The 21,154-nt window shown below is 57.8% G+C and carries 21 protein-coding genes and 1 pseudogene; 8 read left to right on the top strand and 14 right to left on the bottom strand.

The features are described from left to right. Positions 1-5: 5 nt before the first annotated feature. Genes glmU through J2S31_RS05370 form a run of 3 tightly spaced genes read right to left on the bottom strand, consistent with a single transcriptional unit; the run spans position 6 to position 2,173 of the window. Complete coding sequence (gene glmU / locus J2S31_RS05380) at positions 6-1,211, bottom strand: bifunctional sugar-1-phosphate nucleotidylyltransferase/acetyltransferase (protein ID WP_237098038.1); 1,206 nt, start codon at positions 1,209-1,211, stop codon at positions 6-8. 39 nt (positions 1,212-1,250) lie between these two features. Beyond that, positions 1,251-2,003: a sugar phosphate nucleotidyltransferase gene (locus J2S31_RS05375; RefSeq protein ID WP_272908603.1), complete on the bottom strand. Its 753-nt coding sequence runs from the start codon at positions 2,001-2,003 to the stop codon at positions 1,251-1,253. Next, a complete protein-coding gene (locus J2S31_RS05370; protein ID WP_371831645.1) occupies positions 1,985-2,173 on the bottom strand; it encodes a helix-turn-helix domain-containing protein in 189 nt (62 codons plus the stop codon). The genes J2S31_RS05375 and J2S31_RS05370 overlap by 19 nt, the downstream gene beginning before the upstream one ends. Before the next feature lie 254 nt (positions 2,174-2,427). Here J2S31_RS05370 and mtaB point away from each other — a divergent pair, with 254 nt between their 5' ends. From mtaB to smpB, 3 genes are read left to right on the top strand one after another with little or no spacing between them, the layout of a single operon-like run. Next, positions 2,428-3,771, top strand: coding sequence for a tRNA (N(6)-L-threonylcarbamoyladenosine(37)-C(2))-methylthiotransferase MtaB (mtaB, locus tag J2S31_RS05365; RefSeq protein WP_237098035.1), 1,344 nt, complete (start codon positions 2,428-2,430; stop codon positions 3,769-3,771). Then, complete coding sequence (locus tag J2S31_RS05360) at positions 3,759-4,547, top strand: SAM hydrolase/SAM-dependent halogenase family protein (RefSeq protein WP_237098034.1); 789 nt, start codon at positions 3,759-3,761, stop codon at positions 4,545-4,547. Before mtaB ends, J2S31_RS05360 begins: the two co-directional genes overlap by 13 nt. A gap of 11 nt (positions 4,548-4,558) precedes the next feature. Next, entirely contained in the window at positions 4,559-5,020 is a 462-nt protein-coding gene (gene smpB, locus J2S31_RS05355; protein ID WP_237098033.1) for an SsrA-binding protein SmpB, read from the top strand. Positions 5,021-5,064: 44 nt separating this feature from the next. On the opposite strand, the gene J2S31_RS05350 is transcribed toward smpB, so the two are convergent. From J2S31_RS05350 to J2S31_RS05330, 5 genes are read right to left on the bottom strand one after another with little or no spacing between them, the layout of a single operon-like run. After that, positions 5,065-5,961: a DMT family transporter gene (locus J2S31_RS05350; RefSeq protein WP_237098032.1), complete on the bottom strand. Its 897-nt coding sequence runs from the start codon at positions 5,959-5,961 to the stop codon at positions 5,065-5,067. Positions 5,962-5,967: 6 nt separating this feature from the next. Continuing rightward, complete coding sequence (gene hisH / locus J2S31_RS05345) at positions 5,968-6,582, bottom strand: imidazole glycerol phosphate synthase subunit HisH (protein ID WP_237098031.1); 615 nt, start codon at positions 6,580-6,582, stop codon at positions 5,968-5,970. Further along, the gene (hisB, locus tag J2S31_RS05340; RefSeq protein ID WP_237098030.1) at positions 6,583-7,170 is read right to left on the bottom strand and encodes an imidazoleglycerol-phosphate dehydratase HisB; all 588 of its coding nucleotides are present in this window, start codon (positions 7,168-7,170) and stop codon (positions 6,583-6,585) included. Positions 7,171-7,190: 20 nt separating this feature from the next. Beyond that, a complete protein-coding gene (gene dxs / locus J2S31_RS05335) occupies positions 7,191-9,182 on the bottom strand; it encodes a 1-deoxy-D-xylulose-5-phosphate synthase (RefSeq protein ID WP_237098029.1) in 1,992 nt (663 codons plus the stop codon). A gap of 20 nt (positions 9,183-9,202) precedes the next feature. Continuing rightward, on the bottom strand, positions 9,203-10,093 hold the full coding sequence (locus J2S31_RS05330; RefSeq protein ID WP_237098028.1) for a polyprenyl synthetase family protein: 891 nt from the start codon (positions 10,091-10,093) through the stop codon (positions 9,203-9,205). Positions 10,094-10,686: 593 nt separating this feature from the next. Between J2S31_RS05330 and nhaD the strand changes: the two genes are divergently transcribed. Next, a complete protein-coding gene (nhaD, locus tag J2S31_RS05325) occupies positions 10,687-12,021 on the top strand; it encodes a sodium:proton antiporter NhaD (protein WP_237098027.1) in 1,335 nt (444 codons plus the stop codon). 2 nt (positions 12,022-12,023) lie between these two features. Here nhaD and J2S31_RS05320 read toward each other — a convergent pair whose 3' ends face one another. Both J2S31_RS05320 and J2S31_RS14715 read right to left on the bottom strand, forming a co-directional pair. Continuing rightward, positions 12,024-12,584 (bottom strand): ComF family protein, encoded by a 561-nt coding sequence (locus tag J2S31_RS05320; protein ID WP_237098026.1) that lies wholly within the window; start codon positions 12,582-12,584, stop codon positions 12,024-12,026. Between the two features lie 15 nt (positions 12,585-12,599). Continuing rightward, positions 12,600-12,746, bottom strand: a pseudogene (locus J2S31_RS14715) (double zinc ribbon domain-containing protein); the annotation flags it as partial. A gap of 118 nt (positions 12,747-12,864) precedes the next feature. Between J2S31_RS14715 and J2S31_RS05315 the strand changes: the two are divergent. The 3 genes from J2S31_RS05315 to tgt are packed head-to-tail and all read left to right on the top strand — an operon-like array spanning position 12,865 to position 16,968. Next, positions 12,865-14,064 carry an aspartate aminotransferase family protein gene (locus J2S31_RS05315; RefSeq protein ID WP_237098025.1) on the top strand — a complete coding sequence of 400 codons (1,200 nt, stop codon included), beginning with the start codon at positions 12,865-12,867 and terminating at the stop codon, positions 14,062-14,064. Between the two features lie 35 nt (positions 14,065-14,099). Continuing rightward, the gene (locus tag J2S31_RS05310) at positions 14,100-15,866 is read left to right on the top strand and encodes a mechanosensitive ion channel family protein (RefSeq protein ID WP_237098024.1); all 1,767 of its coding nucleotides are present in this window, start codon (positions 14,100-14,102) and stop codon (positions 15,864-15,866) included. Next, positions 15,859-16,968, top strand: coding sequence for a tRNA guanosine(34) transglycosylase Tgt (tgt, locus tag J2S31_RS05305; RefSeq protein WP_237098023.1), 1,110 nt, complete (start codon positions 15,859-15,861; stop codon positions 16,966-16,968). The genes J2S31_RS05310 and tgt overlap by 8 nt, the downstream gene beginning before the upstream one ends. An 8-nt stretch (positions 16,969-16,976) precedes the next feature. Here tgt and J2S31_RS05300 read toward each other — a convergent pair whose 3' ends face one another. Next, a complete protein-coding gene (locus tag J2S31_RS05300) occupies positions 16,977-17,324 on the bottom strand; it encodes a hypothetical protein (protein WP_237098022.1) in 348 nt (115 codons plus the stop codon). A gap of 104 nt (positions 17,325-17,428) precedes the next feature. Continuing rightward, positions 17,429-18,232: a class I SAM-dependent methyltransferase gene (locus tag J2S31_RS05295; protein WP_237098021.1), complete on the bottom strand. Its 804-nt coding sequence runs from the start codon at positions 18,230-18,232 to the stop codon at positions 17,429-17,431. Positions 18,233-18,413: 181 nt separating this feature from the next. Between J2S31_RS05295 and J2S31_RS05290 the strand changes: the two genes are divergently transcribed. Next, on the top strand, positions 18,414-18,890 hold the full coding sequence (locus J2S31_RS05290; protein WP_237098020.1) for a hypothetical protein: 477 nt from the start codon (positions 18,414-18,416) through the stop codon (positions 18,888-18,890). Positions 18,891-18,896: 6 nt separating this feature from the next. Here the strand turns inward: J2S31_RS05290 and sfsA are convergent, their stop codons facing one another. Both sfsA and J2S31_RS05280 read right to left on the bottom strand, forming a co-directional pair. After that, entirely contained in the window at positions 18,897-19,586 is a 690-nt protein-coding gene (gene sfsA, locus J2S31_RS05285; RefSeq protein ID WP_237098019.1) for a DNA/RNA nuclease SfsA, read from the bottom strand. A 36-nt stretch (positions 19,587-19,622) separates the two neighbouring features. Beyond that, positions 19,623-21,137 carry a complex I subunit 4 family protein gene (locus J2S31_RS05280; protein ID WP_237098018.1) on the bottom strand — a complete coding sequence of 505 codons (1,515 nt, stop codon included), beginning with the start codon at positions 21,135-21,137 and terminating at the stop codon, positions 19,623-19,625. Positions 21,138-21,154 lie beyond the last annotated feature (17 nt).

The raw sequence follows: 21,154 nt of genomic DNA, 5'->3' as shown, positions 1-21,154 counted from the left end.
ATTCGTTATCCGTTTTTGACTGAATAATTGGATGGAAAAATCTTGCCCGGGGGAATCACGATACCGGGTTCGATGGTGTTGCCCGCGCCGATGACCACGTTGTCGCCGATGAAAGCGCCCAGCTTGGTCCGGCCTGTTTTAAACGTTTTCTTGTTCTGCTTCACCTCGACCGGCTCCCACGTCATCGTCCGGTTGACGGTCATGGTGCCCGCGCCGATGTCCACGTTCTCGCCCAGAACGCTGTCGCCGATGAACGACAGCCTGCCGATGCGCGAGTCCTTGTGGATCACACAGTTTTTCAACTCAACGCCGTAGCCGACCGAACAGTTCGCGCCGACCGCCGTGTAACTGCGGATCAGCGAGTTGTTGCCGATGTAACTGCCCGCACCGATGGAACATGGCCCTTCCAGCACGGCCCCGGCCTTGATGCGCACACCTTCTTCAATCTGTACCGGACCGGTGATGGTGACGTTCGATTCCAGCTTCGCGGTTTTGGCGATCGACGACTCCTCCCAGCTATCCATGATGATCTGGTTGGCCGTTAGGATTTCCCACGGGTACACGATGTCGAGCCAGTCCTCTTCCCACATCGAGGCGCGCAGGCCCTCGCCATCCACCAGTTCCTTGAGGGCTTTTTCCATCGACCGCTTGTTTTTCTGCAGAAGATCGAAAAACATCTCCGGCAGGATGTACACGCCGGACAGGACGTAGTTGCCCAGGTTGTCGCCCTTGGGCTTTTCGATGATCCGCGTGATCTTCATGTTCGCGTTCAGGAACACGTTGCCGAACATGTCGTTCGATGGCGGCAGACAAATGGACGCCACCGGCGACTTGAACGTGTGGAACGACTGCTGGGTTTTGCTGAAAATGTTGTCGGCGGTCACGATATCGCCGTAAATCAGCAGAAAATATTCGCCGTGCAGGATCTTGTCGCGCACCTGCATGACCGCATCACCGATGCCCGCGGGCTTTTTCTGCTCGACCACATTCAGATTGAGGCCGTTGAGCGCATGCTGGTGGACTTCCTCCAGCAGTTTGTCCTTTTTATGCCCCACCACCACGTACACATCGCTGATGCCCGATTTCTGAAGCAGGCTGAGGCAGTGATTGAACAGGTACCGTCCAGCCACACTGAGCATGGGGTTCGGGCGGGTGTCGGAAAAGGGAGTCAGGTTGTTTCCTTTTCCTCCCGCAAGGATGACCGCTTTCATCAGTGTGAATCCTTAGAACAAAATGCGAAGACGGAAAGCTCAGGGGTTCGAGGCGCGTTGGGAAAAGAGCCGCTCCGCGGCGACCAGATCTTCGAGCGAATTGATACCGATCAATTCGGAGGCGTCCGAGGTTTGAATCGCCTCGACCGCAAGCCCCTCCTGGTTGATGCGAGCGATGGTATCGGTCAGGTAGTATTCCTGTTGCGCGTTGCGGTTGTCAACGCCCTTTAAAGCCTTGAAAAGAATACTCTTTTGAAAACAATAAACTCCCGAATTGTATTCGTCAACTGTTTTTTCCTGGGGGGTCGCGTCCTTGTTTTCCACAATGCGGTCCACCCGCCCATCGGGAGTTCGGATCACCCGCCCGAAATCTTTTTTCTCCTTTGATTTCAAGCTCAACAGGGTGCAGGCGGCCGCCGATTCCCGGTGCCTGGCGATGAGATTTTGCAGGGTTTCGGGACGGATCAACGGCATGTCGCCGCACAGGATGAGGACATCGCCGTCAAATTCCGAAAGCGCCGCCTCCGCCTGCTGGACGGCGTGGCCCGTACCCAACTGCTCGGTCTGTTCGACAAACTCCACCGATCCGTCCGGCACGGCCTGGCGCACGCGATCGGACTGGTATCCGACCACGACCGCTACGCGTTCCGGAGCCAACGGGCACAGTCCATCCAAGACGTGGAGGAGCAGCGGACGGCCACCCAGCGGATGCAGGACCTTCGGCAGGTCGGAGTGCATCCGCGTTCCCTTCCCCGCCGCCAGAACGACTGCGGCTAAACCTTTACCTTGCATTGAATGCCATGATCTTGGATTTTTTTGCGGAGGGTGTTGCGGTTGATGCCCAGGATATTGGCCGCCTTGGTCTGGTTGCCGTTGGTTTCTTCCAGAACAATTTCAAGAAGGGGTTTTTCCAATCCCAGGACCAACAGGTCGTACAGGTCGCCTTTTTCATTGCCATCCATTTTGGCAACGTACTGTTTGACGCTCTTATGGAGCCATTTTTCCAAAAAGGTGCGAATATCTTTGGAAGTTCTATCCATAGAAAGCGACCCGGCGCAAAGAGGTATTCGGCAAATGCAAAAGGATGGGATAAGATGACGGCATGCTAGCAAACTCCCCCAAGGCGGTCAACTGAAAAGCCCGTAGCACTGGTGGGACGGGGATTTATCGGTTGATTCGGTATAATTGCCTCGTTTAATATGAATTTTCAACATCAATGCCGAAACTCCTGAAAATCATGAAAGTCGCCTTCAACACACTCGGTTGCCGGACCAACCAGAACGACACCGCGGAAATGCAAACCCTTCTGGAAAATGAAGGGTTCACCATCGTCGAACCGGACGATCCAGCGGACATCTACATCGTCAACTCCTGTACGGTCACGGCCAAAAGCGATGCCTCCTCCCGGCAGGCGGTGAAGCGCTCGCTCTCCATCAATGAGGACGCGATGGTCGTCTTCACCGGATGCTATGCGCAGAACAATCCGAAAGAAGCCGGCCAGATCGCCGGGCTGGACGTCCTGCTGGGCAACGCCAACAAGCTGGACATCGCCGAGGCCATCCGCAAGCGGCTGGACCACCTGCAAAGCGAAGACGAATTCGGTGACCCCGACGTGGTGATGACGGACATCACCAAAAGCTGGGATTTCAAGACCATTCCGGTGACGGAATTCGGCGGCAAATCGAAGGCCTTCATCAAGGTGCAGACCGGATGCGACGAGGCGTGCACGTTCTGCACCGTGGCGCGGGCGCGTGGCCGCTCCATCAGCGACGACCGCGAAAACATTCTGAACAACGTACGCTGTTCGATCGACGCGGGATTCAAGGAAATCACGCTGACGGGCATCAACCTCGGCACCTATGGCATGGACAAGGAAACGCCGGAGACGTTTTCGTCCCTGGTGGAGGAGATCGCGGACCTGCCCGGCGATTTCCGCCTGCGCATCAGCAGTATCAATCCCATGGAGATCGACGACCGGCTGATCGACCTGATGGCGGAGCGCAGCAACATCTGCCCGCACTTTCACATTCCACTGCAAAGCGGCGACGACACGGTGCTGGCCGCCATGAAGCGCAATTACAACTCGGCGCACTACCGCGACGTGGTGGAACGCGCGGCGGCGCGCATGCCAAACCTCGGGCTGGGCGCCGACATCATCGTGGGATTTCCCGGCGAGACGCAGGCCATGTTTGAAAACACGTACAAATTGGTGCGGGACCTGCCCTTCAGCTACCTGCACGTGTTCACCTACTCGCCGCGCAAGGGAACGACGGCATTCGCCATGAAAAACGATGTGCCCAAGGCGGAGAAAAAAGAACGCAACCGCAGGCTCACCGAACTGGGACGCGACAAGGCCCTCGCTTTCCGCCAGTCGCTGGAAGGGGGGACCGCCAACGTGCTGGTCGAAACCAGCCGCGACCCGGCGACCGGCCGCCTGCGGGGTCATTCCGAACATTTCATCCCGGTTTTGCTGAACGGCGGCGATGCCTTGATGAACCGGATCGTGCCGGTCCGCATCAAAGACGCATCCGGCCAACAGGTTTCGGGATGCGTCCTGTAATCACGCTCACCACAGATTTCGGCCTGAATGATCCGTACGTCGGCATCATGAAGGGTGTGATCCTCAACATCGCGCCCGATGTACAGCTTGTCGACCTCACACATCAGATCCAGCCGCAGAATATTTTACAGGCGGCGCTGGTGGTGAAAACGGCGTACCCTTATTTCCCGAAAGGGACGGTGCATGTGGTGGTGGTGGACCCTGGTGTCGGCGGCGTGCGCCGCCCCATTGGTATCCGGAGCTACGGCTACTGGTTCGTCGGCCCCGACAACGGCGTGTTCACTTCCGTGATCGACTCGCAGGCCAACTGCTACGAGCTGACCACGGAGAAATATTTTTTAAAAGACATCTCGACCACGTTTCACGGGCGAGACATTTTTTCCCCCGTGTCCGCATGGTTGGCGCGGGGAAAAACCCTGCGCGCATTCGGGCGAAAGATTGCCGATCCGGTGATGCTGGATCTGCCTTTGCCCAAGTTCGACGGAACCAGCATCGCGGGACAGGTTATTTACGTCGATCACTTCGGCAACCTGATGACCAACATCGACGCGGGCCTGCTGGAAGGCGTGTTCGAACGCCCGGAGAGCCTGGAGGTACAAATCGGCCGCCGCACATTGCAGGGGCCCGTCTCCAGTTACTCGGAAGCGCCGGAAGATGCGGTGGGCATCATCATCAACAGTTGGAATGCACTGGAAATTTTCCACCGGGAAGGCAACGCCGCCCAAAAGCTGAAGGTGACGGTCGGCACTCCAGTGCGCGTCACCCAAGCCGAATAACGGTTTCTATCATGTCGGATATCAAGATTGTCTGTCAAAACAAGAAAGCCCGCCACGATTATTTCATCGAGGACACGATGGAGGCGGGCATCGCCCTGATGGGGACGGAGGTGAAGTCCCTGCGGGACGGGCGCGCCAACTTGGTGGACAGCTACGCCTGGGTGGAGCGGAACGAGGTGTACCTGCACCACTGCCACATCAGCCCGTACACTCCCGCAACGCAGTTCAACCACGATCCCATGCGCAAACGCAAACTGCTTTTGCACCGCAAGGAGATCAACCGCCTCATCGGCGCGAGCAACGAAAAGGGATACAGCCTGATCCCGCTCAAGATCTATTTCAAAAACGGCATCGCCAAGGTCGAGCTGGCCATCGCCAAGGGCAAAAAACAGCACGACAAACGGGAGTCCATCAAGAAGCGCGAATCCGACCGAGAAATCCGCAAGGCCATGAAAGGCGATTTCAAGAGCTGAGTCCGCAGTCCTGCTCTCCGCCGCGGGCGGCGCTCTCCCCTCACTCATCTCTTCCGGATGACCAGGACCACCCCGCCGATCGCCGTCGCCGCTCCCAGGTAACCCAGCGCCCCGATCCGTTCCGGCTCCACCACTCCCGGCAAGACCAGCGGCAGCAGTTTCATCACCACCAGCGTGATGAAGGGATTGAGCGTGACGATCACGCTGATCAGCCACAACGGGATGTGTTTGATGGCTTCCGCCAGAAACCCGTACGCCAGCAGGGTGTTCATACCGAGAAACAGCATGAGTGCCCACGCCCCCCACTCCGCTTTCGGGTAATCGTTCCAACTCACCGCACTCAATAAAACCAGCGATGCGACGCCATAAACCAGCAGGTTCAACTGCTGGGCTTCGTGGTCTGGCGCCAGCGATTTCTGAAACGTCATGTACGCCGCCCACAACACCCCGGCGATCAGCACATATCCATTGGCGGTGTTATAGAGGTTCACGTCCAACGCGTGGGCATGCTGGTCGCGGAAGAACAGGAAGAAGCCAATAGCCGCGATGGCCAGTCCACCCGCTTGCGGACGGGAGAACCGTTCCCTGAAAACAGCAACTCCGATCAACACGACGAGAACCGGAGCGGTCTGGATCAGTATTGCCGCATTGGACGGGGAACTGGCGCTGATGCCACGCAGGAAATAATAATAGTTTCCCGACAGGCACAACCCGGCGAGGAGGCTGAACAGTGGCGGCTTCCGGAAGATCCGCTCCGGCGGGCGTCCTTTTACGCGCAAGAACAGCCACAACGCGAAGAACGCAAACGTGAAGCGGAACCAGACGATGGAGCCGGGAGAAAAATCGGCAAGCGCGATCTGCATGGCCACCGGCAAGAGGCCCCACAGCACGGCGGTGGTCAGTGCGAACAACACACCGCGCGCGTAGTCGGTCCGGAACATGGAAGCTCAGTTCAGCCGGGCGAACTTCTCCAGCAGCTTCAAGCCGGTCTTCTGGCTCTTTTCGGGATGGAACTGGAAGGCGTGGATGTTTTCGTGCTCGATGCCGGAGACGAACTCGCGTCCATACTCGGTGGTGGTGACCACGGTGTCGGGATTGTCCGGTTGCACGTAATACGAGTGCACGAAGTAAAAATAAGGATGGGGATCGACGTCGTCGAACAGCGGCGACTCTTTTTTAATGTTCACCGTATTCCACCCCATGTGCGGCACCTTGAAATCGGAGCCATCGTCAAACTCAAAACGGATCACCTTGCCCGGCAGAACGCCCAACCCCGGCACGGTGCCGAACTCCACGCTCTGCTCGAATAGAAGTTGCAGGCCGAGGCAGATGCCGAGAAACGGTTTGCCGCTCCGGATGGCTTTGTGGACGGGATCGATCAGGCCGTATTCATCGAGGTTGGCCATGCAGTCCTTGAACGCCCCGACACCGGGAAGCACGACGGATGGGGCGTCTGCAATGACTTGGGGGTCGCGGGTGACGCAGGCTTCCGCGCCTACCGCCTCGAAGGCTTTGTGCACCGACCGCAGGTTGCCCATCCCGTAGTCGATGATGGCGATCATTTACAATTTGCCCTTGGTGGAGGGAATCGCATTTGACCGCGGGTCCAGCGCGCACGCCTGGTCGAGCGCCCGCGCAAATGCCTTGAAGGACGCTTCCACGATGTGATGCAGGTTGCTCCAATACGGTGAGTTGAGGTGCAGGGTGATGCCGCTGTTGGCGGAAAACGCCTGAAAAAATTCCGGCACCAGTTCCACATCGAACTGGCCGAGCTTGGTCTTAGGCAGGTCGATGTTGAAAACGAAAAACGAACGGCCGCTGATATCCACCACGCATTCGGCCAGAGCCTCGTTGAGCGGGACGCTGGTGCTGGCAAAACGGCGGATGCCCTTTTTGTCGCCCAGCGCCTTGTCGAACGCCTGTCCGAGGGTGATGCCGACATCCTCCACCGTGTGGTGGAAATCGATTTCAATATCTCCCTGGGCTTTGACTTGCAGGTCGAAATAACCGTGGCGGCTCAATTGTGCCAGCATGTGATCGAGAAACGGAATCGGAGTTTGGATTTCGCTTTGCCCGCTTCCGTCAATGACCAGGCTGACTTCAATTTCAGTTTCGCTGGTTTTGCGTGTGATCTGGGAACATCTATCCATTTACAAGATGCCCGGCCTGTTCAAGCCGTCCTGAGAGTGGGTTTGGATACGGTTTCTTTGGTGCCATTCGACGGGTGATTGTGCTTGCTCCCGTTATTCTGGAGATTCATGCCGGAAATCAGGGACACTTCCATAACCTGGTCGTAGAACTGGGAGATGGTTTCGAAAAGTCCGTCTTCGTCGATTTTAAGGTCCCGGCGAACCAGAGCCGGTGCGCCGTGCTCGACCACGATGTCGGCGACGCCGATGCACTTCACTTGGTATGGACGCTCGGCCGGTTCTTTGTGGAGCGCTTCCAGTACGGCGGAACCGAACCCACCCTGCACGGAATGTTCTTCCAATGTCACCATGCACTTCGTGCCGCGGGCGTAGCGAAGCACCAGATCTTCGTCGAGCGGCTTGACGAAGCGAGCGTTGATGACCGCAACACTGAGGCCCTGCTCTTCGAGTTTCTCCGCCACATTTTCCGCAGGACGCACCATATGGCCGTAGGCCACAAGCGCGATGTCCGTGCCGTCTTTCACCACCTCGCCCTTGCCGATCTCCAGTTCCTTCATTTCCGGGTCGAGTTCCACACCCAGACCGGCACCGCGCGGATAGCGCAGTGCGGCGGGGCCGTTGTGGTAAATGGCGGTTTTCAACATATGCCGCATTTCGTTTTCATCCTTCGGCGCCATGATGACCATGTTCGGCAGGGTGCGCAGGTACGCGATGTCGTACAAACCCTGGTGCGTCGCACCATCTTCGCCGACGATGCCCGCACGATCCATGGCAAACACAACCGGAATGTTCATCAGACACACGTCGTGCACCACCTGGTCGTAAGCGCGTTGCAGGAACGTGGAGTAGATCGCCGCAACGGGACGCAGTCCCTTGAGCGCCAGAGCGCCGGCGAAATCCACTGCGTGCTGTTCGGCCATGCCCACGTCGAAGGTTCGTTCCGGGAATTCCTTGCCGAATTTGCTGATGCCCGTGCCGTCCGGCATGGCGGCAGTGATGCCTATGATGCTCTCGTCTTCCTTGGCCAGGTCGATGAGCGCCTGCGCGAAGATAGAGGTGTAATTCGGGTTCGACGCCTTCTTGTGAAAAACGCCGGTTTCGATGTCGAACGGCGACGCGCCGTGCCACACATCGGCTTTCTCCTCCGCCACCTTGTAGCCTTTGCCCTTGCGGGTGATGACATGCACCAAAGTCGGCCCCTTGAGCCCCTTGATGGATTCGAAGGTATCGATCAGCGCATCCGTATTGTGACCATCCACCGGGCCGATGTAACGGAAGCCCAAGTCCTCGAACAACCTTCCGGGAATGAACACGCCCTTGATGGCTTCGTCGATCTTGTGCGCGTAGCGGGAAATGTCCTTGCCGATGCCCGGAATGGCGAGCAGAAGCTGATCGATCTCGCGCTTGATCTTGGTCATCACCTGTCCGGTCATGATCTGGCTCAGGTGCGCGGACATGCCGCCGACGTTGGTGGAGATGGACATCTCATTGTCGTTCAACACGACCACCATGTCTGTCTGCAAATGCCCGGTGTGGTTGAGGCCTTCAAACGCCATGCCCGCCGTCATGGAACCGTCTCCGATGACCGCGAGCACGCTGTAATCTTCTTTCTTCAGGTCGCGCGCCTTGGCAAATGCCACCGCCGCGGAGATGGAGGTGCCGCCATGCCCGCAGTTCCAGTGATCGTGCTCGTTTTCCTCGCGCTTGGTGAACCCGCTCAGGCCGTCATACTGGCGGAGCGTATGGAATCGTTCGCGGCGGCCGGTCAACAGTTTGTGCACGTAGGTCTGGTGTCCCACGTCCCAAATGAACATGTCCTTCGGACTTTCATAAACGTAGTGCATGGCGATGGTCAACTCCACCACGCCCATGTTCGATCCCAGGTGCCCACCTGTTTTAGAGATGGTATTCAGCAGAGCATCGCGGATCTCCGCCGCAAGGTCCGGCAGGTTCTCCCGGTCCACCGATTTCAGGTCCTGGGGACTGTTGATTTTATGCAAGAATTTGCTCATAACGATTCCACTGGTTTTATTTAAAAAGTCCGTTGAACAAAAAAGAGGGCGATTTCACGAAGAGGATTGGCGCGCTCATCAAAACCCTCCAAGCAGAGGATGGCCTCCTCAACCAGACGGTCGGCTTTCTTTCTGGACTCTTCCAAGCCGAACAACGCCGGATACGTCGCCTTGTTTTTACTGATGTCGCTCCCGACATCCTTGCCGATTTTAGCCTTATCGCCAACGATATCGAGGATATCATCTATGATTTGAAAGGCCAAACCAATATGTGCCCCGAAACGGGAAATGGCCCCAAGTTGTTGCGCGTCCGCGCGGCCCAGGATGGCGCCCACCCGGACGCATGATTTAAAAAAGAAACCTGTCTTGTAGATATGAATGTATTCCAGTGTGGAAGCCTCGATGGGCTTCCCTTCCGACTCCAGGTCCACCACCTGCCCGCCAATGACCCCGGTGGAACTGAGTGCTTGAGCCATTTCATGAGATGCGCGAAGGATGCTCTCGTGCGGGATGGCCTCCATCAAAAAGGCGTTGGTCATCAAAACAAACGCCTGGGTGAGCAACGCGTCGCCCGCCAGAATGGCGATGGCCTCTCCAAACACCTTGTGATTGGTCGGCTTACCCCTCCGCAAGCTGTCATTGTCCAGCGCGGGCAGGTCATCGTGAATCAGCGTGTACGTGTGGAGGAATTCGGCGGCTACTGCAAATGGCAACACATCCCTGCGGTTGCCACCCACTGCTTCCGCGGCGGCAATCAATAAGGTAGGCCTCAGCCGTTTCCCCCCAGCGGACAAGCTGTAGTGCATCGACTCATGGATGCTTACCGGATAGGTGTCGGGCTCCGGAAGGAACAGGGGAATCGCCTCGTCGATATATTCCTTACATTCGGCTAAATAATCCTCGGCGGGCAACGCTTCCTTATTCCCTTATCTTATTAAATTTGCGGGAGAAACACTTATCCACTATTTTCACAAAACAAGATGGTAACACACTTTCAACCACAGTCAACCTTTAATCCATTCCGGCCCTAGCACAAAACCAATTGAAAAATAACCAATTCTTCGCATAGTCCCACGCCGGGTCGGGGGTGCGGAAAGTTCCTTTCCTCCGTATCCGACCTGGGATTCCTTCCCATTTTCAAATGCCTGCCCGGCCTCATTTATCGCAGGTGCCCCGACCCGGCGCAACTCCTGCATGGCATCAGGATGGCTCCTTGTTGGATTGAGCCGGGACGAACCCACGGCTCCTTCGACCCGCGCTTTCCTCATTCACGAATCGCTAATATGAATTCGAATGAATTGGACAAGAAAAACAAATAAATTCGCTTTCAACTTAATAAAATTGGGGGTGTTGCGTTCCATTGGGTTTGATTACAATTGCACTTCCTTTAGAATTAGAGTCTGACTCAATGTTCTTTTTTCCCCTTAACTCTCAGTTCCGGTCTAAAAACGTCTGATCCCTTCCGTTCAGCGCCAAACCCCCGGATTAAACTTAGGAGCCGTCGATGCACCAATTGACTACCACCTGGGCGGGTTACATTTGTCTCATTTCATTTGTGGTCGGTTATTCGCTCGTGGTGCTGGAAGAAAAGCTTCATTTGCGCAAATCCAAACCGGTGATCATCGCCGGCTGTTTCATGTGGTTCATCATCGGTGTGTACCAGGCTTCCAATGGTATGGACGGCGACGCCGCACACCACTACATAAAAGAACTCATCGCGGAAATCGGGGAATTGTTTTTCTTTCTCCTCTCCGCCATGACCTACATCAATACCCTTGCGGAGCGCAACGTCTTTAATTCCCTGCGGTCCTGGCTGTTGAGCAAGAACCTGGGGTTCCGCAAGTTGTTCTGGGCAACGGGACTCATTACGTTTTTCCTGTCACCGCTCGCCGACAACCTGACCAGCGCTCTGCTCATGTCCACCGTCGCTTTGGCCGTCAGCCAGGGCAACGGACGCTTCATCACGTTGTCCTTCATCAACATTGTGGTCGCGGCCAACGCGGGCGGCGCTTACAGTCCGTTCGGCGACATCACCACGCTCATGGTCTGGACATCGCACAAAGTGGAAACGGGAGAATTCATTTACCTGATCATTCCCTCGTTCGTGAACTGGATCATCCCGGCTCTGTGCATGTTTCCGTTCCTGCCCAAAAAATTCCCGGAAGTTGCCAAGGAACGCATTCCCATCAAGCAGGGTGGAAAGGTGGTCATCGCCCTGGGCATCATGACCATTGCCACCGCCGTCAGCTTTCACCACTTCCTGCACCTGCCGCCGTACCTCGGCATGATGTTCGGTCTGGGCGTGCTGATGATTTACGGTTACTGGCTGAAGATCCGGCCGGACAAGAAGGAATATGAAACCGGCCTCTACGGCGAGATCCATAAGGGCGAGCCGAAGCATTTCGACATCTTCAATAAAATCGCCACGGTGGAATTCGACACCCTGCTGTTTTTCTTCGGGGTGCTGACGGCGGTGGGCGCGCTTCAGTACATCGGCTACCTTGCCCTGGTGAGCAAGAACATGTACGAGACCATCGGTCCCACCTGGTCCAACATCATCGTCGGCATCCTTTCCGCCATCGTGGACAACATCCCCGTCATGTTCGCCGTGCTCAAAATGGACCCGAACATGGGACTGGACCAGTGGCTGTTGATCACCCTCACCGCGGGCGTCGGTGGCAGTCTGCTGTCGATCGGGTCCGCCGCGGGTGTGGCCGTCATGGGCGTGGACCGGAAGCACTACACGTTCATGAGCCACCTGAAATGGTCCTGGACCATCGCCGTGGGTTATGTGGCCAGTATCCTGAGCTGGTATCTGGTGACCATACCACTGCGCTGAAGTCAGGCGCGGGCCAGGGTGAACGCCTCCACCCGGTCCGCGCCGGCCCGCTTCAGCACCTTCGCCACCTCATTCATCGTCGCCCCGGTGGTGAGCACATCGTCCACCACCAGCAGGCGGCGTCCGGATACCCACTCCGGCCGGACCACCTCGAACGCCCCCTTCACGTTTTCCATACGCTCGGCGCGGGTTTTCCTCGCCTGCGGCGGGGTGTCGCGCACCCGGCGTAGAGCGCCTTCCACAAGCGGCAAGCCACACAGCCGCGCCAGGCGGTCGGCCAGCACATAGGATTGATCGAACCCCCGCTCCTTCAGTTTGTCCGGATGCAACGGCACCCACACCACCTCCAACCCGGCATGGGTTTCGTTGTGTTCCCTTAGGTACTGCTCCAGCAATGGAGCAATCTCACGGATGGCGCCGGGATGGCGCTGGTATTTGAAAAAGTGCACCAGTTCCTTGAGGACGGACGCATACACGCCCAGCGACCGCGCGCGGTCGAAGCGATACGTGTTCTTCCGGCAAAGCCCGCACTCGAAATCCTTAGTCGGGTATTCGTATTCCATCTCCCCAGGACAGCCGCAGGTAGCGCAAAAGGGTGGCAGAATGAAGGGGACATGATCCCGGCACAGCTCGCAAAGAAATTCGCCGCCGCCGTTGCGATCTCCGTCGCAACCGATGCACGGTCGCGGGAACAGAACGTCGAATAGTTTCCGTATCCAGACCACAGCCTGGCTCCCAAAAATGCTTTTAAAATTAGCCCAAAATACTATATGTTAAATGTGCGCTCGTTAAGCAGGGAATTTCCCCCTCCGGCGACCCGTTCACCCAACGCGAACCGTGACCATGAAAAAGACCGCGGACATCATCAAGCTCACCGACAAACACGTCGCCCGCACTTACGGACGGCTCCCTCTCGCCCTCGTCCGGGGCAAGGGATGCTACGTGTGGGACGCCGATGGGAAGAAGTACCTCGACTGCGTCACCGGCCTTGCCGTGGACAACCTCGGCCATTGCCACCCGGAAGTCGTCAAGGCCATCCGCAAGCAGGCGGGCGCGTTGATCCACGTCTCCAACCTGTATCACATCGAGCCGCAGTCCCGGCTTGCAAAGAGCCTCACCCGCCTCAGTTTCGCCGACAAGGTGTTTTTCTGCAACAGCGGCACCGAGGCCAACGAAGCGGCCATCAAGCTCGCGCGCAAACATTCCGCCGACCAGGGATACAACAACCGGTACGAGATTCTCACGTTCACCAACTCGTTTCACGGACGCACGCTGGGTTCCTTAAGCGCCACCGCGCAGAAAAAGTTTCATGCCGGATTCAAACCCCTGCTTTCCGGTTTCAAATACGTGCGCTTCAACGACATCGACGCCGTGGCCAAAACGGTCTCCCCCAAAACCTGCGCGGTGCTCATCGAACCGGTGCAAGGCGAAGGCGGCGTGAACGTGCCGGACAAACAGTTTATGAAGGACCTGCAACAGCTCTGCCGGGACAACGGACTGCTGTTGATGTTCGACGAGGTGCAGACGGGATTCGGCCGGACCGGCTCCCTGTTTGCCTACGAGCGGTTCGGCGTGAAACCGGACGTCATCACCCTCGCCAAGGCGCTGGGCGGAGGCATGGCCATCGGCGCCATGATGGCCACCGATGCAGTGATGAAATCGTTCGTGCCCGGCACGCACGCGGCAACCTTCGGCGGCAATCCGCTGGCCTGCGCCGCGGCGCAGGCGGCGCTGGACGTTGTGGCGCAGAAAAGTTTTCTTAAAACCGTGCGGGAGGCGGGTGACTACTTCGCCAAACAACTGCATGCGCTGGCCCGCAAGCACCCGGTGGTCAAGGAAGTGCGGGGGCTGGGCATGATGCTGGCCATGGAACTGAAAGTCCCCGGCCTGCCCGTGCTCAACAATTGCATGGAAAAGGGAATTCTGATTAACTGTGTGCAGAACTCGACGCTCCGGTTCCTGCCACCCCTGATCATCACGCGAAAAGAAATCGACACCGTTATCCGAACGCTTTCGGAGAGCCTGTCGCGGCTGGAGCCCTGAGCGGCCGCCAAACCGATTGTGGAGGACGTTCCACAATGCCCCAAAACCATTGCCTGCATTTTGCCCGCCATCCTCATTTTCTACGGGCCGTGTTTTTGATCGCGTTGTTGCTTGCCGCCCTCGCCTTTCCCGTTCCCGCTCCAGCGCAAAGCGGGGAAGCCCCCTCCGGCGATGCCCCGCCCCGTCAAAACGTGCAAAAGATGCTGTTCCTGCTGTCCAAGCAGATCACACAGGTACAGTCCCGCCTCAAAGCGCTCAACGACATGCCGGCCACGCCTTCCGTCAACAAGAAGCGGGAGGAGTTGCTGTCGCAGATCGACGGACTGCAACGCAATTTCGAATCGCTGGCCACCCAACTGAGCGCCGACCAGTTGTTCGAAGGCGACCCGAAAAAATCGGACTGGAGCCAGAAGCTGGAATCGCTCATCATGCCGCTTCTCGAAGCAACCAGCGACCTGACGGAAAAGCCGCGCCGAATCGAAAATCTGAAAACACGAATAGAACTTCTGGGCGCGCAATTGCGCAATTATGAAGAGGGACGGAAAAATATCGAGGCTTTGTTGAGCACGGCCCGGCAGGAAAGAGAGCCGTTGGACGAGCAGGAACAGCAGTTCCTGATGCGCCTGGAAAACCTGAAAGACAAATACAACCCGGAGTTGATCCGCCTGAAACTGCACGAAGCCCGCCGCGCCTTGAAAAAAGAACTCGCAAACAGCGAACCGTTTATCGACACCGCCACACGGTCCATCAAAAACTTTTTCAAACACCGCGGCCTGAACCTGCTCATCTCGGCGGGCATCTTCATCGCCATCTGGTACCTGCTCATCAAACTGCGGCTGTTCATCGTCGGTGAAAAAAGCCTGTTTTCGTTCGAGCCGTGGATGCAGAAAGTACTGATGACGGCCTACACCGGCCTGGTGCTGGTGCTGTGCATCATCTCCAGCCTCGTGTCGCTGTACCTGTTGAACGACTGGCTGTTGCTCAGCATCGTCATTCTGTTTCTTCTCGCGGTGGCGTGGGCGTCGCGGCAATTCATCCCGCGCCTGTTTCAGGAGATGCGCCTCGCCCTCAACCTGGGCACGGTCAAGGAAAACGAACGCCTCATCTGGAAAGGCGTGCCGTGGTATGTGGAAGGCATCGGCCTGCAGGCCGCGCTCAAAAACCCGAGCCTGGAAGCGGGCAGTGTCCTGCTTCCCGTGGGTGAACTGGTCGGGCAACATTCACGGCCTGTGGTGGAAGATGAACCCTGGTTCCCCACCGAGGTCGGCGACTGGGTGATCCTCGCCGACGGCACCTACGGTCGGGTGCAGCACCAGACCATGGAACAGGTGGTGCTCGAACTCAAGGGTGGCACCGAGCATTTTTACACGACGACGGATTTTCTGTCGAAAACGCCGAAGAACATCTCGCGTGGGTTCCGCTACGATATCGTTTTCGGTCTCGATTACGAAACCCAGCCGCGGGTGTGCGACGAGATTCCAGGTCTGTTCAGCAAGGGACTGCGCGAACACCTGAAAAACCATTTTCAGGAGGGCGAACCGGACTTCACGCATCTGGAGATCACCTTCGACGAGGCGGGAAGCAGTTCTCTCAATCTTCGCGTCGTGGTTCACGTGGACGGCCGGTGCGCGGAATGGTACGATGAACTCAAACGGGAAATTCAGACGGCGCTGGTCCGCATCTGCAACGAAAACCGACTGCGTATTCCGTTCACCCAGCTCACTGTCACGCTATCGGATAACAGCAAGCAACAAATGCAAACCGCCTCTCAACGGAAAGACGACCCTCCCTCCCGTGTTTGAATTCGAAATCCAGAAACGGCACGCCCACTCGCGGGCGCGGCTTGGCGCCATCACCACATTGCACGGCCGCATCCGGACACCCGCGTTCATGCCCGTCGGCACCCAGGCCACCGTGAAGGCGCTGTCTCCGGAAGACTTGACAGACTGCGGCGCTGAAATCATTCTTGGCAACACGTACCACCTGTACCTCAGGCCGGGGCACAAACTGATCGAACAACTGGGCGGCCTGCACCGGTTCATGAACTGGGACCGGCCGATCCTCACCGACAGCGGCGGTTACCAGGTGTTCAGCCTGAACGACCTCGCCAAGATCACCGAGGACGGCGTCACCTTCCGCTCGCACCTCGACGGGTCCCAACACCTGCTGTCGCCGGAGCTCGCCATCGAAATCCAGCAGGCCCTGGGCGCGGATATCATCATGACCTTCGACGAACCGACGCCGCCCGATGCCGATGAGGCGCAAACCTTGAAGTCGCTGGAGCTGTCCACGCGCTGGGCCAGGCGTTGCCGGGAAGCGCACACGCGCAAAGGGCAGACGCTGTTCGGCATCGTGCAGGGCGGCATGTTCAAAAACCTGAGAAACGAAAGCGCGCGGCAGATCATCGACCTCGACTTCAAGGGATACGCCATCGGCGGGCTCAGCGTGGGCGAGGAAAAAAACCTGATGCTGGAGTTGGCCGACCACACCGCGCCGCTGTTGCCGGAGGCCGCACCGCGTTACCTGATGGGTGTCGGCACTCCGGACGATCTGATCCAGTGCGTGAAGATGGGCATCGACATGTTCGACTGCGTCCTGCCCACCAGGAACGCACGCAACGGCACGCTCTACACGAGCGAGGGCAAGATCAACATCCGCAATGCGCGCCATCGCGACAGCGACCGGCCGCTCGATCCCGCATGCGCCTGCTACACCTGCAAGCATTACTCGCGCGCGTACCTGCGGCATCTCTACATGGCCGACGAAATCTTCGCCATGCGGCTCAACTCACTGCACAACACCGCGTTCTTTCAGAAATGGATGGCGGACATCCGCCGCGCCATTGAGGAAGACCGCCCACTGGACTGGCGCCTGCCGGAATCGGGAGAGAACAACGGAGGCTGAGGGAAGGGTCAGGATGCGCCGTGCCCGGGATCGTCGAGGACGCCCTTGATCTTGAACTCGTTGATGATGTAGCCGGAGCGGTCGGGGATCACGTTCTGGATGACCTGCTTCAACTCCATCACCTTGTCCTCAACCAAATCGTCCAGCAACCGCTCGAACTGTTTTTCGGGAAAGTACAGCGTGAGGTTCAATCCGGCCTGTCTGTACTGGTAGGTGTAGCCCGCGCGCATGGGGTTGTTGCGGATGGGTTTGTACTCGACCACGCCGGAAGGCAGGCACTCGATGACGGTCTGCCAGTAACCGGGCTCTTCCTTCAAAGCCTGCCTCACCCGCGAAAGCAGTTCACGGCCATCCATCAATTCGTATGTGTAACTTCTATTACGCCGCATAACGAAATGTTTTCAGGTTCCGGTTTGGGATTCATCGCCGTGCGTAGAAGGCCACGCACAACTCGCCCTCATCACTCCTTCGCCCGCACCGCTCGCAGAGCGAGAAACAGCGGAATTTCCTGACGCGCCCGGTTTTCCGCCTTGGCGCGCTTGCCCGGCTCGCTGGTCTTGTGCGAGGGCCATTCTTCCAGCAGGTCCACCTGCAATTCCGCCGCGTTGAGCGCCGCAAAATAATCCTGCAGAGACCGGTGATACGTCATCGTGTACACGTGCGACCGTGCCATCGGCGGCGTGAGGATCGGAATGGTGTTCGGCGACAGGTACAGATCGACCCGGCGGTACTGGATTTTCTTTTCCTCGTCCCAGCCCCAGTGCGTCTGCCGGGGAATGCGGAAACAGGGATGCGTCGTCACCATCACAAAACGTCCCTGCGGTTTCAACCACCGCCGCACGTTTTCGAACACCGGTTGCAGGTGCTCGATGTTCTGAATGGCGAGCAGGCAGGCAACGGCATCGAACGTTTTGTCCTGGAGCGCCTTGGGGTCGGCCGCGTCCGCGCACACAAAGCGCACCCCCCTGCCGCTCCGCCTTCCGGCAAAGCGGATCAACTCGGCCGACACGTCGAGCCCCGTCACCTGCAATCCCTTCTGCGCGAGGTGGCGCGACAGCACCCCCTGCCCGCAGGCGAGATCCAGAACCTCCCTGCCCTTTTTCAGATCGAGCAGGCGTTCAGTGCCGGGCAGGATGATGTTCTGCTGATATTCACTGCCCTTGAAGCCGACGAGTGAATCGTACCAGCGCGCGGCCTGGTCCCACAGCGCCGTGCCGGGTTTGCCGCCGCTCCGTGCTGGAGCGCGACCGGACCCACGGTGCACAGATCCACCCCGCCTGTGCTCGCGATGGGGGCCCGGCGATTTCGATGACTTCGGGGATTTTGCCAAGAAGATTGCCTTTCGCAAAGAGGGGCTTGCGCGAATTAAAATAACCCTATATAATTCAAAAGGTTATTTGTTAGCGCAATCCGGGTTCATCAATCTTACCACACGAGGTTCCAACATGATACGCCGCAACCCCGCCTTTCAACTCGTTTCCGGTCTCTGTCTATTTCTTGCCCTGTCAGCCTTGCAGGCCTGCGCTACCATACCGCAGGAGCGATTGGAAGATCTGGAAATCACCACCCGCGCGTACAACAATTACTTTGAAAGCCGCCATCCGGACGGCGGTGTCGCCTATGTGCGGGATGATCTGAAATCTTCTTACCTGATGCAATACGCGCAGGTCAAGGACCGCGTGATCTTCGGCCAGAGCCAGCGCATCAATCAGGCGCTGTACAAGGATGACGAACTGGTGCCAATCACCGAACAGGTCCTGCAGGCGGAACAGCCGCCGTTCAATAAAGCGGTGATCACCATGCGCTATGAAGTGTCAACCAAGCCCAGCAACCGGGTACGCACGGTGGTGTACGATCAGGAATGGCTGTTGCAGAACGGCCGCTGGGTGCTGGTGCCCAACCTCGACCCTTTCATCAAGTAACCGTTCTTACAGAACCACATTTAACGGGCGGTTCAGGGAAACGGATGAGGCGGTGACGCGGCAGTTGTAGCCGTACAGTTCGACTCCCGCATCCCGCGCCTGCCTCAAGATTTCACCGAAGGCGGGATCGATGTCATCGTAGCTGGTAATGGTCCGTGTGTCCGAACGTTGTGATACGAACAGCACCGCCGCGCGGTTTCCCTTTTTCTTTAATTCGATCAATTCCTCAATGTGCCGCCTGCCGCGTTCCGTCGGCGCATCCGGAAACTTTCCCACCGTCTTCTCCACGCAACTGACCGACTTCACCTCGACGTAGCAGTCCTGCCCGCCAAACCGAAGACGAAAGTCAAACCGGCTTTTGCCGTGTTTCACCTCGGCGTCGAAACGGTCGTATCCGGTGAGCACTTCAAGCGATCCCGCTCCCAGCGCGTCACGTACCAAGGCGTTGGCGAACACGGGATAGACGGAAACCCAGATGCGGCCGTGCCGCACCAGCACCAGGCTGTAATCGGTTTTGCGTTGCGGACCGGGATTGTACAGAAGCCGCACGCGGCGGCCGGGGATCATCAGGCCGGGCAAGCGGCCCGGATCGGGAACATGGGCGGGAACGGTGTTGCCATCGACCACCACCTGCGCCAGATACCGGTTCGGCCGTTCCTGAAACACGCCGTCCACGATGCGCTGTCCCAGTTTCATGGCGAGATGGGCTCCGTCAGCCAGGAAGGCCGGAGATCAATGTCCGCCGCCACCCTGCGACGGCACATGCACGGTTTTCTCGATCTGAAGCAGTTTGTCCACCGAGGCGGACATGGTGTCGATGAAAGGTTTGGGGTAGAGACCGATGAACAGGATCAGGATGCACGCCGGAACGAGCAGACCCGCTTCGGTTTCGTTGACATCCTTCAACCCCTGTGGAAGATTTTTGCCTTTATCCTGCATCGATCCCTGAAACATGAAAAGCATGTAAATGGACGCAAACACGATGGTCAGCCCCGCGCCCAGAACAAACAGGACGGCCATGTCTTTCTGCACGGCGGAAGTCCAGACGCCAACCAGAATAAGGAATTCGCCGACGAAGCCGTTCAGCCCCGGCATGCCCAAAGCCGCCAGCGTGACCAGCATGAACATGCCGTACAGGATGGGCATGGATTTTTTTAGGCCGGAGAATTCATCCAGGTTGCGCGTACCGAGGCGGCGCTCGATGATACCCACAATGATGAACAGGGCAGAGGCGATGATGCCGTGGTTCACCATCTGCAGGACACTGCCTTCAACGCCGTTGCCGTTGACCGCAAAAATGCCGAGGGCAACGAAACCGAGGTGGCTGATGCTGGAGTATGCGACCAGCGATTTGAGATCTTTCTGCGCGATGGCGATCCACGCGCCGTAAATGATGCCGCCCACCGCGGCCGCACCGATCCACGTGCCCCATTGCTGGATGAAATCCGGAAACAGCGGCAGACAGAAACGGATGAGTCCATACGCGCCGGTCTTCGACATCGCGCCGGTGACCAGGATCAACACCGGGATCGGGCACGAAACGTAGGCATGCGGCAACCAACTGTGGAACGGGAAGATCGGCACCTTGATGGCGAAAGCCAGAAAGAAGAACAGGAACAGGATCCATTCCAGGTCGTGCGGCACCGCAGTGTGCACCAGTTCCTGGATGTTGAACGTCAACTCATGCGTTGCCGTGTAGTGCAGGACGGTGATCCAGATCATGCCGATCAGCATAAGGAGACTGCCCACCAGCGTGAAGATGACGAATTTCGTCGTGGCGTACACGCGGCGTCCTTCGCCCCACAGGCCGATGAGGAAGTACGTCGGGATCAGCATCACTTCCCAGAACACGTAGAACAGGATGAGATCGAGCGCGACGAACACGCCCAGCATGCCCGTTTCCAGGATGAGGATGAGCGCGAGGTAGTATTTCGGATTCTGTGTCTGCCCGGCGGAAAAGCGTACCGCCATGATGGAAAGAAACGCCGTCAGCACCACCATCCACAGGCTGATGCCATCGACCCCGACCATGAACTGAATGTGGAGGAGCGGCACCCAGTGGAAGGAGTTGACGTATTGCATGCCCGGGTCGGAGGCGTCGTAACCGAACAAAAGGACCAGCGAACCAAGAAACGTCAGCAGAACGGCAATGGTCGCCGTTCTCTGGATGGCCGCGACTTTTTGCCCATCCATGAACAGGATGAGGATGGCCGCCGCCAGCGGAAGCAGTAGAACCGTAGTCAGCATGACGTTTCCAATACCCT

Source organism: Nitrospina gracilis Nb-211, from assembly GCF_021845525.1.
GTDB classification, from domain to species: domain Bacteria; phylum Nitrospinota; class Nitrospinia; order Nitrospinales; family Nitrospinaceae; genus Nitrospina; species Nitrospina gracilis_A.
The sequence above is the reverse complement of the archived record's forward strand: the minus strand, read 5'-3'. Positions and strand labels throughout refer to the sequence as shown.